The organism is Sphingobacterium sp. SYP-B4668, assembly GCF_027627455.1.
GTDB lineage: Bacteria > Bacteroidota > Bacteroidia > Sphingobacteriales > Sphingobacteriaceae > Sphingobacterium.
Map to the genome: position 1 here is coordinate 5,021,334 of NZ_CP115483.1, position 14,858 is coordinate 5,036,191.

Below are 14,858 nucleotides of genomic sequence, written 5' to 3' on the forward strand. Positions count from 1 at the left end.
CTATATTAAGGGAGAGAGACTTAATTACACATTCGACGGAATGGTAAATTGAATTTTATTGATTTTTGGATAATCATTTTTGTTATTATTTCTTTACTAGACATAGCTACTTTAATCTTATCATTATCTGAGATTATAACGAAGCGTCACCCCGTAGGTTTGTGGATCTCCAACAACACCTGCATATTGACCAGCATTACCCGGTGCAGCCAGCAATTGTTCGTAATAGTCTTTGTTGGTCAAATTCCGACTCCATACAATGACTGTAATCCCATTTGTCGCTTTAAATCCAACGCGTGCGTTCAATAATGCATATGCATCAATGTTCAAATATTTTGATGGGGATGGACTAGATGAGAATTTTGACCGGTAAAAGAGGTCTGTTCCAAAAAAGTAAGTCCCTTGGAGGCCTATTAAATTTCCTTTGGCCGTCAATTCTGCCGCGAGTGACCATGACCATTTGGAAATCCCGGGCAGTTCACCACCAGAGACATCTTTAAATGCCTCTGCCCCTCCGACCTCTTCTAAAGGAACTGGTGCATTGGTAAACTTCACGTATTTTCCATCCGTATAAGCTAATGCCCCATTCAACCTTAGAAAATCCCATGGTCTAATGCTCCCATCTAATTCAAAGCCCTGTACCCGAACTTTTTCAGCATTCGCTAAATATCCTCGATTTACGCCAGGGTCCGGTGTTTGGACTTGAGTTTGGTAATCTTTGATATTGGTTTGATACAACGTAAGGTTTAAGAAAGAGTTTCTGCTAGGGCTTGTTTTTACACCAAACTCCACGTGATTGACAGATTCGGGTTTTACCTCAGCCAGGTCTGTGGCAACCTGTCCATCGATAACAGGTAATCCCCCTACATTAATACCTATTGGTTTATAACTCTTTGAATAGGTGGCATAGGCATTATAGCTTGGTGTAAATTTATACTGCAAAGATAATTGACCAGATAAATTACCTGCATCGGCATTAATGTCAAAAGTCTGGTCTGAATAAATGCTATTTACGGCTGCCAGTTGTGCCGGAGTGTATTCAATCTTGTTATCTATATACTTGGTACGATCGTAGTTGGCTACTTTTTTATCGTAGTTGTACCGTATTCCTGGCAACACATGCAATTTAGAGGTTACCGCCCAATCAATTTGAGAAAACACGGCCAAACTAGTGCTCTTGATGCCGTATTTTGTACGAATACCAACCTTATCGATTAGACCTGGAGCCCATTGGGTCTGAGAAGCATTGCTTTGCTGAAAACGCCATAATGCATCACCAGCCTCCTCTGTATGTACTGGATCTGTCTTCAAATCCTGCCACAAACCAAATACACCTACCACACCGCTTACCTTCTCGCTTAGATTTCCAGAATAACGGAATTCTTGAGACCACTGGTCGTGAACAGAATTGCCGGCGGATATGGTATATACGGGGACACCTAAATAATCCCTATCGTTTAAAGGTACCCAATTCCAATATCTCCAGGCAGATGTGGAAGTCAATGTCCCATTTCCAATTTTGTAGTCTGCATTTAGAGATATGCCCCCTAATTCGTTATCGGCCTTGGAACGTGTATCCAAATCGACTTTTCTTTCAAAAGCACTTTTGTAAGGAATTTCATAACCGAGATCTTTTATAATACTATTGAATTGTCGATACTCTGAACGTTGATTTTGCACAACACCCGCGATACCCCATCCATATCCGTCTGGCCTTTGTTTGGTCACATCCCCAGCTAATGATATCTTCAGATTCTCATTGGGGGTAAATAGCAATTGGCCTCGAACACCCAAATTATTGATATCATTTATATTCCGGTCGGAATAGACATTGTATAAGGTTCCGTCACGCTGTGTACCTGAAAATGATACTCTAGCGGCCAATTTGTCTTTAACTAGTGGGCCGCTGAGCGAGGTTTTAGCCTGTATATATCCATAGTTTCCATAGCTTAACTCAAAATTGGCGCTTGGTGTAAATTCGGGTAGACGCGAGGTGATATTAAAGGCTCCTGATGTCGTATTCTTACCAAACAATGTTCCCTGAGGTCCTCTTAAGACTTCTATCTGTTCAATATCGATAAAATCAAGCCACGTGGCAGCAGGACGAGCTAAATAAACACCATCTAAATAAAAGCCTACACCTGGATCTATCCCGTCATTAGTGAGTCCATAAGTAGACCCCAGCCCTCTAATATTTAGGGTCGTATTCCGTGCATTAGAGGAGTATAATTGTACGGTAGGAACGGCTTCCTTAATCCGGGCAACATTGAATGCTCCGGCATCTTCTATGGTACTGGCCCTTATTATAGAAACCGGTATGGGAACATCTTGAATCCGCTCTGATCTCCGACGTGACGTCACCAAAACTTGATCTAACGCATTTAAACTAGGAGCTAGTTCTATAATTGTGGGCGAGGTTTCGACCACAATCTTCTGACTTGCATATCCTACATAAGATACATTCACGGTGAATGGTAACTTCTGTCCGGTGACAAATTGAAACTTGCCATCACGGTCGGTTTTGACCTGATGCGTCACGGCTTCTAACTGTACTGTCACTCCAGAAATGGGTTCTTTTGTAGTGGCATCAATGACTGTGCCGACCAACGAAGCATTGATAATAGGTTTTGGCTCGACTTGTGCCTGACCCGAGGTGTGTATTAAAATGAAGGTACTGATGATAAACCAGACCTGGTAAAACCTTTCCTTTTTCATAGGTGTATAATTTGATTTTCATTTGCCATTATTTTATCCCGATGTATCGGAATAGACTATCCAACTTATGCTATCTGTGCTAGATGGATATTTCAGACATATGGATGAATTAAATAGTGGATACGCATAAGCATAGACACCGATTGAATATTTAGATCCTGAATGTAAGGGGAGAGAAAAAGCTCCCGCTTATAGATAGTATGGAATGGAGCTTAGCAACACATTCGCATATGGAGAGGAGGGCAACAGGGATTGATAAATCCAGCCGATTTACTGATTAAAGATTTGGTTGTTAGGTTGTTATTTTTCATAATATGATTTTAGTAAATACTCGTTGCCAACGCCAATTGTTAACGATGTTGATGCAAATATATAAATATTTTCAAATAGTCTACTAAATCAATAGATTTTATTTTTCAAAAAAAATAAAGCCTGCAATTTTCATTGCAGGCTCCAACAACCAAAACAATACTAGAATTTTAAAAACAATATCTATTTTCTTCAATCAATTTTCTAGCAATCCGTTGGCGAGCTTCTTTTACGTTAAAGGGTTCGGCTTTTGTAAATCGACGAAGACCTACGAGCATCATCTTTAGCTCATCCCCTTCTCCGAAAGAGTACAAAGCTTCCTTCGCGGCAACATTCACCTTATCAATGGCAGAATAGAGATATACCTTAGCTATATCTGTAGCATATGACGCTGCATCTATCCCTTGGGTGTGATGGATTTTTTCCGCCCGCAAGAGGACGGATTCAGCCACGTACACGTATCCGATAATATCGGCAATATTCATCAGGATTTCTTGTTCTTTGGATAGGGACATCATTAATTTCTGAACTGCAGCACCGGCAATCAGTAATCCAGCTTTCTTCAAATTGGCCAATAATTTTTTCTCAGTAGCAAATGGGGTTTCGTCTTCGTCTCCGAAATCGGGGATGGACATCAATTCATTAGCCACTGTAGTGGCAGGTCCCATTAAATCCAGCTCGCCTTTCATGGCTCGTTTGAGCAGCATATCTACGACCAAAAGACGATTGACCTCATTTGTACCTTCAAATATTCTATTGATTCGTGAATCACGATAAGCTCGCTCCATAGGTGCATCAGCAGAATACCCCATACCACCATACACTTGAACGCCTTCATCCACTACATAATCCAACATCTCTGACCCCCATACTTTGATAATCGCACATTCAATGGCAAATTGCTCCACAGATTTGAGCTTAGCCTTGGCTTCGTCCATACCGCCAGCAACTAATGCATCATAGGTATCATCTATATTCTGTCCTGCACGATAAGAGGCAGACTCGACGGCAAATAAACGAATAGCGGCCTCGGCCAGTTTATATCGTATAGCCCCAAACTTGGAGATAGGTAGATTGAATTGAATGCGTTCATTGGCATAACGTATCGCTTGAGTCAAGACTCCACGAGAAGAACCGATTGTTGCAGCACCCAATTTAATGCGGCCAATATTAAGGATATTGACAGCAATCTTAAATCCGTTCTCTCGATCAGAAAGCATATTCTCTACCGGGACTGGGCAATCATTAAAGAATACTTGGCGGGTAGAGGAACCTTTAATGCCTAACTTGTGCTCTTCAGGATTCATAGTGATTCCGCCGAAACCTTTTTCAACAATGAATGCTGTTAGATTCTTATCGTCGTCAATCTTAGCGAAGACAATGAATATATCCGCAAATCCGCCATTGGTAATCCACATCTTCTGCCCATTCAATATGTAGTGGGTACCTTCAGCATTTAATTTGGCAGATGTACGTCCAGAGTTGGCATCTGAACCAGAATTGGGCTCGGTCAAGCAATAGGATGCTTTCCACTCGCCAGAGGCCAACTTAGGAATATATTTCGACTTTTGCGCGGCATTGCCGTAATAAAGAATCGGCAACGTACCGATACCGGTATGCGCCGAAAGGGCTACAGCAAATGAATATCCTGAACCTACAGCATCCGCGACCAGCATAGAGGTATTGAAATTTTTTCCAAAGCCACCATATTCCTCAGGAATAGAGACGCCCAAGAGCCCAAGTTCTCCTGCTTTATCCATTAGCGCAGGCATAAGTCCTTCCTCCTGTGCATCGATACGATCTAACTTGTTGAGCACCTCGGTGTCCAGAAAGTCTAAGCAGGTTTGACGAATCATCCTTGCCTCTTCGTCGAACTCTTCGGGTATAAAAATATCGGTATATGGTGTCTCTCTGATTACAAATTCTCCACCTTTGATTGTTTGTTTCATTTTTTTTGGATTTGCGTAGTGCGTATTGGGTATGTAGACCACATCTCTCATACTGACTTACGTACGTACAATTTCGTCAATTCACAAAGTTGACGCATATCGCAATATATCTATCGCGACTCGCGCATCTTCTACATCATTTCAAATATTCCAGCGGCTCCCTGACCAGTTCCCACACACATGGTCACCATACCATATCTCTTATTACGACGTTTTAGCTCGTTCAGAATTTGAACAGTCAGCTTTGCACCGGTACAACCAAGGGGATGTCCCAAGGAAATAGCACCGCCATTGACGTTGACTTTTTCCTCATCTAAGCCGAGCTCCCTAACAATAGCCAAAGATTGGGAGGCAAATGCTTCATTCAACTCTATAAGATCGATATCCTCTTTCTTCAGACCAGCTTGTTGGAGTGCCTTTGGAATGGCGTATATCGGACCTATGCCCATAATTCGAGGAGGTACCCCCACTACAGCGTAGCTCACTAAGCGAGCAATGGGTTTCAGTCCCAATTCGTTCATTTTTTGCTCAGACATTACCAGCACAAAGGCTGCTCCATCTGAAGTCTGAGAGGAGTTACCAGCCGTCACACAACCGTCAGCCGCGAAGACAGGCTTCAGTTTGGCCAATGCTTCTAAAGAGGACTCTGCTCGAGGTCCCTCATCGGTATCCACGACGTACTCACGAGTGGCCATCTTACCCTCTTTAATATAGTTTTCAGAAACTTTAATGGGTACGATGCCATCTTGGAGATGACCATTCTTGATTGCTTCAATGGCACGTTGATGAGAACGTAGAGAAAATTTGTCCTGGTCTTCACGACTCACGTTATATTCTCTAGCCACCGCTTCAGCTGTAAGCCCCATGCCCCAGTACCAATCGGGATTGGATTTGGCAACTTTGGGATTAGGGACAATCTTCCATCCTCCGAAAGGCATACCTGACATTACCTCTACTCCTCCTGCAATGATACAATCTGCCATTCCGGATTTAATCTTAGCAACTGCTGTAGCAATAGTTTCAAGTCCTGATGCACAATAACGATTGACAGTCACCCCTGGCACCTTGTCGGTATCAAGGCCCATTAGGGAAATCAAACGTCCGACATTTAGTCCCTGCTCTGCCTCAGGCATGGCATTGCCAACGATGACATCGTCGATCTCCTCTTTGTTTAAAGAGGGTACAGAGGCGACCAAATGCTTAATGACATCTGCCGCCAGATCATCCGCACGCATAAATCGAAACCCTCCTCTTGGGGCCTTGCCAACTGCTGTACGGTATCCTGCTACAATGTAAGCTTCCATATGTTTTTTAGTAGTTAGGTGTTAGATATTAGTATTTAGATTTTAGTATCTAGATTTTGCTGAAATACATAATTGATTTTCTGTAGTTCACCAAGCTTTTCTAAACGGCTAGTCAAATCCTCTACTGATATGTAACCCAAATTATTTGAAATAATTAATTGTGTCTCTACCTCATAAGTTGATGCATGTGCAATAGAAAGGAAGTACAGAATTCCTTATCCGAATTTCTTCCAGCCCCCTTCCACGATATTTGATGGAATTGAAACAGCAGCACGATTTATCTGGGCGATCAAACAAAAACGTTCGCTTTCCGGAAAACCAATCGTAGTGCGGTAAATAATAGAGACTATTTCGATTGCTTTCTGCCATATTTTCAACTCCTTATACTGATGCATACATCTAAATACTAGGTACTCTATAGTTGACGTCTAATTGCGTAAGGGCTTTCCTTTCGTTAGCATAAACTGTATGCGCTCCAATGTCTTGCGTTCGGCACAGAGCTCTAAGAAGGCTTTACGTTCGAGGTCTAACAAATATTGCTCAGATACCTCTGTGGGCGCCGATAAATCTCCACCACACATCACCCAGCCTAATTTCTCAGATATCTTCTTATCATGATCGGATATATAATTACCAGCGCGCATAGAACTAGCACCAACATACACAATGCCTAAACCAGCATTACCTAAAACTTTGATATCATGACGAGGCGCCGGCTGTACGTATCCCGCATCCGCAAGTTCTAGCGCTTTGGCTTTGGCGTCAGCCAGTAGTCGAGCACGATTCATAGTAATGGCGTACTTGCCTTGCTGTAGGTATCCAAGCTCATACGCTTCTACTGCTGAGGTCGATACTTTGGCTTGTCCAATGGTGAGAAACCTATCTTTTAATGTATTCTGCACAATCTGATCATCCTTATACTCATCGGATGCACGCAGGGCAAATTCCTTCGAGCCACCTCCACCAGGAATCACACCAACACCAAACTCGACAAGGCCCATATAGGTCTCGGCATGTAATTGTACAAAATCTGCATGCATAGAGAATTCGCAGCCCCCACCTAATGCCAGTTGAAATGGTGCTGCAACGACAGGGATAGAAGAATATCGAATACGCATAGAGGTATTTTGAAAAGCACGAACAGCCATATTAAGCTCTTCATAATCTTGCTCAACAGCCATCATGAAGATCATTCCGATATTAGCTCCTGCTGAGAAATTCTTCCCATCATTGGAGATAACCAGACCGCGATATTCCTTTTCCGCCAAATCGATGGCTTTATTCAATCCTTGAATCACATCGCCGCCGATAGTATTCATCTTGGTATGGAATTCGCAATTAATGATACCATCACCGAGATCTATGATGGATACACCCGAATTTTTCCAGATGGTCTTGCTATCACGGATATGATCCAATACAATCAGCTCTTGAGTACCGGGAATAGGTTTATACGATTTAGAAGCAATATCATAGAAATAGCGTACCCCATTTTCTACTTTATAGAAAGAATCGAAGCCTGCATCCAACATGTCGTGGACCCATTTGGCAACTTCACCACGTTGCCCAGGCAGGCGTTTTTCTTCTGCTTTGATTTTTTCAATGGTTTCGCGTACACCTAATGCATCCCACACTTCAAATGGACCGATTTCCCAACCGAAACCTGCGCGCATGGCATCATCTATACGGAAGAAATCATCCGTAATCTCCGGGACGCGATTGGATACATATTCAAAAAGAGGATAATGCATAGCCCTAAATAATTCGGCTGCTTTGTCCTTACCCTGTTCGTAAACTTTCATGCGCTTACGGATATCTTCAACTTGTTTGGTCGCCTCTAGGGTGGGAGATTTAACTTTCTCCTGCGGGCCAAATGTTAATGTTTTCAAATTGAGTGATAAGATTTCCGAATCGCCTTTATCATCTTTTACCTTCTCGTAGAATCCTTTTTTAGTTTTCTCGCCTAGCCACTTGTTTTCCACCATCGTAGTGATGAAGGCTGGGAGTTGGAAGACGCCTTTGGCTTCATCATCAGGGGCATTTTGGGCCAAACCATTTGCAACATTGACTAAGGTGTCCAATCCAACCACATCAGCAGTGCGGAAGGTGGCGGATTTGGGATGCCCCATAGCCGGACCGGTGTATTTGTCAACTTCTTCAACGGTCAGTCCCAATGGCTCGACAAGATGAGTCAATGCCAACATGGAGTATACCCCAATCCTATTCCCTATAAAAGCGGGAGTATCTTTACATAATACAACTGTCTTGCCTAAAAATTTGTCTCCATAATGAACCAAAAAATCTACCACCTCTTTATTCGTGTGCGGTGTAGGGATGATTTCGAGCAATTGAAGATACCTTGGGGGATTGAAAAAGTGAGTACCACAGAAATGGTCTTTGAAATCTTCACTCCTGCCCTCTGTCATCAGGTGAATGGGTATACCCGAAGTATTGGACGTAACCAATGTCCCTGGTTTACGAAATTGCTCAATTCGCTCGAATACAGATTTTTTGATATCCAAACGTTCGACCACAACTTCGATAATCCAATCGACTTGTCCAATATCTTTCAAATCGTCGTCAAAGTTGCCCGTCTTAATCCTTTTCACGAATGATTTGCTGTAAATCGGTGACGGATTAGATTTAACAGCGGTTTCCAACGACTGGTTAACGATACGATTGCGAACGAATTTGTTATCCAGGGTCAATCCTTTGGCCGACTCCGCCGGAAGTAGTTCTTTAGGCACAATGTCCAAAAGCAATACCTCTACCCCAATATTAGCAAAGTGGCAAGCAATCCTAGATCCCATAACACCAGAGCCCAAGACTGCTACTTTTTTAATACTTCTGTTATTCATCCTTCTATATTTTTCTCTATAAATAATCACCTATAGCAAAGCAGATGTTGATATAAGATTGCGACAATTATCACAAAATGGAATTACAGCTCTCCTTTGTATTCTTTAGCTAATTCATTGACCTTAGCTAGGGTCTTGATCAATTGTGCTCGCTCTCGGCCTGTCAGATTGGCCTCTAGATACTGATTGAAATTACGAACTACATCTTTCGCTATTCTTCGTTTCTCTTGTCCCAATTCTGTTAGATATACTTTTACGGACCGCTTGTCCACACTACTAGCCTCCCGATAAATAAAACCAAGGGCCTCTAGATTATTCAACACTCGAGATAGGCTGGTTGTTTTGACCCCTGTAAGGTTGGCAATCTGAGAAACAGGCGTACCCTCCTTATGGATATTAATCAAAATATAACCAGCAGCCTGGGTAAAACCATGTCGCGAAGCAATGGTATTATATTTATTGGCAACTGTCTGCCAACCTGTTTTCATGAAGTAATCAATTGTATTATCTTGGCTCATAACTTATAGGCAAACACTTTACTATGCAAGCATAACAAATCTAATAGATTTATTTGTACATTCCAAATGCTAAATGTTAATTTATCAATAATTTTTGTCTGATTTGAATAGTTCAAAAGTTGAACAAAAACAAAATTTCTCGCTTTTTTCTATTTGCGCTGTAATGTTTTTATCATTTTAAAGACTAACAAGTAAAGCAATTTAAATAAAGACATCCAAACGAAGGCATGGACATTGAAAAAGAATTCATAAAATTAGTAACCTCCAATCAAACAATCATACATCGCATATGCTGCATGTATGTGGACAACAAGACCGATAGGGAGGATCTGTTTCAAGAGATAGTACTACAAGGATGGAAATCTTTCAAGAGTTTTCGAGGTGACTCGCAGTTCTCGACTTGGCTATACCGCGTTGGACTAAATACTGCGATTACCCATATCAAACGTGACCGCAGGCACACACATGCCGAGCTAAATTTCAGCCAAGAAAGTTACTGCGAAATCAAATATCAGGAGGATGAAGCTATCCTATCTATGTATCAATCAATTACGAAACTTTCAAAAATCGAAAAGGCTCTTGTGGCTCTCTACCTTGAGGACTATAGCTATAAAGAGATTGCACAAACGATGGGCATGACACCGAATCATGTAGCCGTGAAAATATCAAGAATAAAAGAAAAATTGAAAACATTAAGTAAAGAATAGCACTCATCATGGAACTAGACGACCTTAAATACAAAAACAGACAAAATGATGGGGATTCTTCCTCTACAATACTATCCTTATCTGGGGATGTGGTAAAAAAAATAACCGAACAGAAATCAACAAGTCTACTCGACAGGATAGATGAGAATCTTAAGCGGAATATACAATATCAGTATCTGTTCATTCTTATTGGCATCGGCATCTTAGTGTACAACTATGACCTCTTTTTTGCCTATTATCTCTTCTTTGGGTTCCTAATGGAGGCTGAACTAATGTATACAACGTACAAACTTCGGAAGAGTATTTATCAGAACTATGAAGCAGACCTTCCACTGAGCGAACGCTTTACCCGAATACAGGCACTTATTATAGCGTATCTAAAATTTCGAAAGTCAGCAGCTATTATCAGATACATCATTTTAGTAATAGCCTTTTCATTAAATGACATCCAATCTTTTAATGTTGCCTCAGTCTTTAGCGGAACTGTTCTATTCAACCTGATTGTAATCGGAATCATCTTCTATTTTATCCATACCTATTATTTTAAAAAATTCGTCAAGCCTCATCAGGATATGCTCGTGGATCTTCGTTATTATTTAGCTGAATTAAAGGAATCATCTGAAGCGGGTAGTAAAGATAGCCTAGAGGCTAAAGATGCAGATTAAAGAGACACTCAAATGTGGAAAACTTTTAAACACTAGACACTAAAGCTTTACGTCCCAGTAGGGGTCTCTTATTCACACAGACATTAGATAAATCAAAAATAATTCGGTTAACTTTGTGTTAGATTTTAAAACACAAACAGTATGGCATTAGTAAACATACCTCGATTGGACTTATTGAACTACACCAGTGGTTCGGCAGAACAGCGAGCACAATTTATCCAAGATATCGGAAAAGCTTTCAATGAAACTGGATTTGTCACGATTGCAAATCATGGTCTATCCAAAGAATTGATTGATGAGCTCTATGAGGTCGTTCCTGCTTTTTTTTCGCTACCTACAGAGACTAAATTAAAATATGAGTTTCCGGAGTTAGCTGGACAACGTGGCTATACGTCAAAAGGACGCGAAAAAGCAAAGGATGCCAAAACACCTGACCTAAAGGAATTCTGGCAACGTGGACAAACAATCGTGGGCGAAGAATATTCGAAAGCCGACTTTCCAGACAACCCAACCGTGACGGAATTGCCTCGTTTTAACGAAATCACTGCTGAAGTATATAAAAAGTTAGAAGATACGGGCCGCGAATTACTAAAAGCAATTGCGACTTATCTAGATTTAGATGTTCATTATTTCGAACAATATGTCATCAACGGTAACTCTATCTTACGTGCAATCCACTACTTCCCTATCCTAAATCCCGATGAACTGGCACCAGATGCAGTACGTGCAGGGGCGCATGAAGATATCAACTTGATTACATTATTGATTGGGGCAAGTGCTGACGGTCTGGAAGTGATGACAAAAGATGGCGAATGGTTCCCCATAAAAGCCAAAGGCGAAGATATTGTCATCAATGTAGGGGATATGCTCCAACGATTGACGAACAACAAATTGAAATCTACAACGCATCGTGTCGTAAACCCTCCCCGCGAAAAGATGGGCACATCGAGGTTCTCGATTCCATTTTTCCTACATCCGAAGGCGTCCATGAGCCTGGCTTGCCTGGATTCATGCGTCAGTGAACAGTATCCTAAAGCTTATCCTGACTATACCGCAGGGCAGTACTTGGATGAAAGGCTAAGAGAAATCGGATTGAAGATGTAATGGTCTATTTATACCATACGAAAGAAGCCCTATTGTGCGATACAATAGGGCTTCTTTCGTATGGAACATATAGGATTTACAACTTAATTCCTACCCCTACATTCATAAAGATATTGTGAAGTCCAAAGCTAATGCTCTCGAAACCTGTTTTCATAATATTATTAAAGCCGTAGTCAAACTGCGCCAATGCAAAATAGCGCTTTGAAAAACTATAATTTGTCCCTAAGCTCATTCCCACATCAACAGTACGTATGCTATTGGCAAAGTCGTACTCTGCAAAATCAACATTGATTTTTTCCCCTGTGGGATCGATATTGCGCATGTACCCATTTGTGGCCTCTCCAAAAAATCTCTTCTTAACAGCAAATGCCACATAAGGTCCCGCTTGTAAATTCCACCGTTCAGACAGCTGATAAGTGGCTTGTATAGGAATGGAAAGATAGAGGTTTTGAACTTTGGTTGTGATATCACCTGTATAATAACCTTTCATATTTTGGGTAGGGTCATCACTAGCATTGAATGTTGTCTTGTATCCCTTTACGGTCGCCTCTGTATTCATCCCCTTACCTTCAAATGTCAGCCCTAGGGACATGCCCCATTTCTGATTGATAGCATAGTGAGCTTTCGCTCCGACAAAGAATGGATAGGCTGGTTGATATCCTCTAATTTTACGAATCTCAGCCGGCAATGACAAGGGGGCAGAGCCACCAATCTTGGTTCCTAATGTTGCGGTAAAACTTATTTTACTAAGGATGCTATCGATAGGCATTGAGCCCTCTGCTTTTAGACTACAAGTTACTGCAACAAAAAGTATGGCGGATATATAATATTTCAATTTCATTATTTCGTTATTATTTTCAGATCATCAACAATTAATTTACTTCCAACAGCTCCTTTGAAGCTATCGCCATATTTACTAGAAGACATCACAATGGCAATATTATACCCAAGATTGGAGACCGCTTCCTCATTAAATTCTTTTATATAATTAAATGGTATGGTAAATTTCACAAACTCACCTTCTTTAGTTGGACTGCCATTTTCCAATCTCGCAATTGCCACGACACTTGGATGGGTGAGCACATTTGTACCATCAAGGTAACTCTTCTTCGTCGAAGCAATCAGCTCTTCTCTATTATAAAAAACAGCATATATGTCACACGAATCCGGCATGTTCACAGGTTTAAGGTTCTCATCTGTCACTTGCGCTCCTGCGGCATATTTATAATACCCTTCCAGCGCTACGGGTACTTTATTGAATGGTAACCCAAAACGTGTTGCTTTAAGAGGATCACTTAATAGAGGGGCGGTATCGAAAGAACCAAGAAAAAGATTCCCTGCTGCAATTGGCTTTTTGAAGGCAGCACCGAAGGCACCTGTTAACTTGGTTTCCATCAAAACTGCATATTCTCCACTACGTTTATCTGTCGTAAATAAAGTTGGGTATGCCTCGGGAGCCTTCGTTGCACTTGGATCAATTGACAACGTCAACGAAAAACCAAGATTACCCGAAGACCAATTTCCCACCTGATGACCATTAATCAAATCATAGAAGGATGTATATTTATCATCTGCATCTATTTCAAAGCTCTCAAAATCGAAAAAAGTAGGCACAGAACTGTCGGATGTCTCGATAATAGATACCTTATATTTTTTTTGAAATTGCCCATCTTCGGAGGTAACAGTATATTCTACCTTACCAGAAAAATCTTGTTCAGAACCTGACAATGGTGTAATAGTTGCCCCAGGAGTAACCTCTATATCCAGTTTATATTTCTTCAAATCGTATAGCCCTGGTTTTACATAAATAAAAACCGTACTGTTGGTAATCAGGGGGTCAGTCAAAAAAGTACCCTCTTCGATATTAACAGAAACAATATCGGCTTCCATATTTAGAGGTTCATCTTTGATGCAACCACTTAACACTAGCATGGCTAACAGGGTAAATAGTATTGTGATTTTTTGTTTCATAAGTAATTATTTGTTACATGAGCTCCTTACACTCAATTTGTTCTTCAATTGCCATTCACTTGTCCACATACAGTGGGAGAATGTTTCTGACGTTAATAAATAGATGAAACAACACCTACTATTCCTATCAAAGAAGCTTGCAAAGATAATATAACTCCTATTATATTATGTATTGTTTTCCCTCAGAAGTGTAGGACAGCACAAACAATTTACAATTAAGGAAAGGCTACAAATCGCGATTGGATGTAATCTCTTCACGTATACGCTTGGGAAGGGCGTTGACAATCATCTCATAACTGTGGTCAACCAACTCAAAAAGCTTAGCGTCGGACAGCTCTCTATTTGCAAATACTGTATTCCAGTGCTTTTTGTTCATGTGATAACCAGGTGTGACAGTAGCTTCATACTGCTCCCTCAATTGCACCGCATACTCGGGGTCACATTTGACATTAAAAGACAGCTTATCCACTTGATTGAGTCCAACCAACAGGAAAACCTTGCCTGCGACTTTAAACACCAAGGTATCAGGACCAAAAGGCAACTCTTCAGTCACTCCATTTTTAATAATACAATAATCACGAAGTTGCTCAATATTCATAGATAGCCAATTATTTAGCCCTCATCTATAGCCTTGCACGCATCTCAAATGCAAGCAGGCAAATCAAATATCCACACATCCAGACAATCTGATTAAATCTATTGAAGGCGATATAAATTTAGGCAATCTATCCTAAATTTTCACGTAATTTTTTGGACCT

Annotated in this window: 11 protein-coding genes and 1 pseudogene; 3 read left to right on the plus strand and 9 right to left on the minus strand. The window is 41.0% G+C overall.

From position 1 onward, the window contains the following. Positions 1–123 precede the first annotated feature (123 nt). The 6 genes and pseudogenes from OQ289_RS20470 to OQ289_RS20490 all read right to left on the minus strand — a co-directional run bounded on the left by OQ289_RS20470 (position 124) and on the right by OQ289_RS20490 (position 9,653). Entirely contained in the window at positions 124–2,715 is a 2,592-nt protein-coding gene (locus tag OQ289_RS20470) for a TonB-dependent receptor (protein WP_270088592.1), read from the minus strand. A 479-nt stretch (positions 2,716–3,194) separates the two neighbouring features. Continuing rightward, positions 3,195–4,973, minus strand: a complete 1,779-nt coding sequence (locus tag OQ289_RS20475) for an acyl-CoA dehydrogenase family protein (protein ID WP_270088593.1) — start codon at positions 4,971–4,973, stop codon at positions 3,195–3,197. Positions 4,974–5,104: 131 nt separating this feature from the next. Further along, a complete protein-coding gene (locus OQ289_RS20480; protein WP_270088594.1) occupies positions 5,105–6,277 on the minus strand; it encodes an acetyl-CoA C-acyltransferase in 1,173 nt (390 codons plus the stop codon). Positions 6,278–6,312: 35 nt separating this feature from the next. Beyond that, a pseudogene (locus tag OQ289_RS22180) lies at positions 6,313–6,672 on the minus strand (four helix bundle protein). 33 nt (positions 6,673–6,705) lie between these two features. Next, positions 6,706–9,135, minus strand: a complete 2,430-nt coding sequence (locus OQ289_RS20485; RefSeq protein ID WP_270088595.1) for a 3-hydroxyacyl-CoA dehydrogenase/enoyl-CoA hydratase family protein — start codon at positions 9,133–9,135, stop codon at positions 6,706–6,708. An 83-nt stretch (positions 9,136–9,218) separates the two neighbouring features. Continuing rightward, positions 9,219–9,653 (minus strand): MarR family winged helix-turn-helix transcriptional regulator, encoded by a 435-nt coding sequence (locus OQ289_RS20490; protein WP_270088596.1) that lies wholly within the window; start codon positions 9,651–9,653, stop codon positions 9,219–9,221. Between the two features lie 227 nt (positions 9,654–9,880). Between OQ289_RS20490 and OQ289_RS20495 the strand changes: the two genes are divergently transcribed. The 3 genes from OQ289_RS20495 to OQ289_RS20505 all read left to right on the plus strand — a co-directional run bounded on the left by OQ289_RS20495 (position 9,881) and on the right by OQ289_RS20505 (position 12,129). After that, positions 9,881–10,360, plus strand: coding sequence for an RNA polymerase sigma factor (locus tag OQ289_RS20495; protein ID WP_270088597.1), 480 nt, complete (start codon positions 9,881–9,883; stop codon positions 10,358–10,360). Between the two features lie 8 nt (positions 10,361–10,368). After that, complete coding sequence (locus OQ289_RS20500) at positions 10,369–11,025, plus strand: hypothetical protein (RefSeq protein WP_270088598.1); 657 nt, start codon at positions 10,369–10,371, stop codon at positions 11,023–11,025. A 141-nt stretch (positions 11,026–11,166) separates the two neighbouring features. Next, entirely contained in the window at positions 11,167–12,129 is a 963-nt protein-coding gene (locus OQ289_RS20505; protein WP_270088599.1) for an isopenicillin N synthase family dioxygenase, read from the plus strand. A gap of 76 nt (positions 12,130–12,205) precedes the next feature. Here OQ289_RS20505 and OQ289_RS20510 read toward each other — a convergent pair whose 3' ends face one another. From OQ289_RS20510 to OQ289_RS20520, 3 genes are all read right to left on the minus strand, one after another. Next, positions 12,206–12,970 (minus strand): porin family protein, encoded by a 765-nt coding sequence (locus OQ289_RS20510; RefSeq protein WP_270088600.1) that lies wholly within the window; start codon positions 12,968–12,970, stop codon positions 12,206–12,208. Then, on the minus strand, positions 12,970–14,100 hold the full coding sequence (locus tag OQ289_RS20515; protein WP_270088601.1) for a PCMD domain-containing protein: 1,131 nt from the start codon (positions 14,098–14,100) through the stop codon (positions 12,970–12,972). Before OQ289_RS20515 ends, OQ289_RS20510 begins: the two co-directional genes overlap by 1 nt. 226 nt (positions 14,101–14,326) lie before the next feature. Further along, a complete protein-coding gene (locus OQ289_RS20520; protein ID WP_270088602.1) occupies positions 14,327–14,698 on the minus strand; it encodes an MmcQ/YjbR family DNA-binding protein in 372 nt (123 codons plus the stop codon). Positions 14,699–14,858 lie beyond the last annotated feature (160 nt).

Coding starts and splice junctions, on each gene's coding strand:
- OQ289_RS20470 (WP_270088592.1), bottom strand. CDS start 2,715: ATGAAAAAGGAAAGGTTTTACCAGGTCTGGTTTATCATCAGTACCTTC.
- OQ289_RS20480 (WP_270088594.1), bottom strand. CDS start 6,277: ATGGAAGCTTACATTGTAGCAGGATACCGTACAGCAGTTGGCAAGGCC.
- OQ289_RS20485 (WP_270088595.1), bottom strand. CDS start 9,135: ATGAATAACAGAAGTATTAAAAAAGTAGCAGTCTTGGGCTCTGGTGTT.
- OQ289_RS20495 (WP_270088597.1), top strand. CDS start 9,881: ATGGACATTGAAAAAGAATTCATAAAATTAGTAACCTCCAATCAAACA.
- OQ289_RS20490 (WP_270088596.1), bottom strand. CDS start 9,653: ATGAGCCAAGATAATACAATTGATTACTTCATGAAAACAGGTTGGCAG.
- OQ289_RS20475 (WP_270088593.1), bottom strand. CDS start 4,973: ATGAAACAAACAATCAAAGGTGGAGAATTTGTAATCAGAGAGACACCA.
- OQ289_RS20505 (WP_270088599.1), top strand. CDS start 11,167: ATGGCATTAGTAAACATACCTCGATTGGACTTATTGAACTACACCAGT.
- OQ289_RS20510 (WP_270088600.1), bottom strand. CDS start 12,970: ATGAAATTGAAATATTATATATCCGCCATACTTTTTGTTGCAGTAACT.
- OQ289_RS20515 (WP_270088601.1), bottom strand. CDS start 14,100: ATGAAACAAAAAATCACAATACTATTTACCCTGTTAGCCATGCTAGTG.
- OQ289_RS20500 (WP_270088598.1), top strand. CDS start 10,369: ATGGAACTAGACGACCTTAAATACAAAAACAGACAAAATGATGGGGAT.
- OQ289_RS20520 (WP_270088602.1), bottom strand. CDS start 14,698: ATGAATATTGAGCAACTTCGTGATTATTGTATTATTAAAAATGGAGTG.